The sequence below is a fragment of the Bacillus sp. SN32 genome (genome assembly GCF_002837495.1).
GTDB lineage: Bacteria > Bacillota > Bacilli > Bacillales > Bacillaceae > Bacillus > Bacillus subtilis.
The window spans coordinates 1-255 of sequence record NZ_PJCT01000023.1 but is presented as its reverse complement, the minus strand read 5'-3'; the positions used below and the strand labels follow the sequence as shown (position 1 = coordinate 255).

1 rRNA gene is annotated in these 255 nt (G+C 42.4%); it reads right to left on the bottom strand.

The window, feature by feature from the left end:
• Positions 1-97, bottom strand: a 23S ribosomal RNA gene (locus CW370_RS21125); the annotation flags it as partial.
• Positions 98-255 lie beyond the last annotated feature (158 nt).

Sequence of the window (255 nt, the reverse complement as noted above, 5' to 3'; positions counted from 1 at the left end):
GCTTGCTTACAGCTCCCCGAAGCATATCGGTGTTCGTCCCGTCCTTCATCGGCTCCTAGTGCCAAGGCATCCACCGTGCGCCCTTTCTAACTTAACCGTTAAAAAGAATCACTATGTGATATCTTGTGTTACTAATTGAATGTGATGTCTACTGTTATCTAGTTTTCAAAGAACACGTTTCGAAGGAATGATCCTTCAAAACTAAACAAGACAGGGAACGTTCTGTTTATAAGACCCAAGGTCTTATATTCCGTA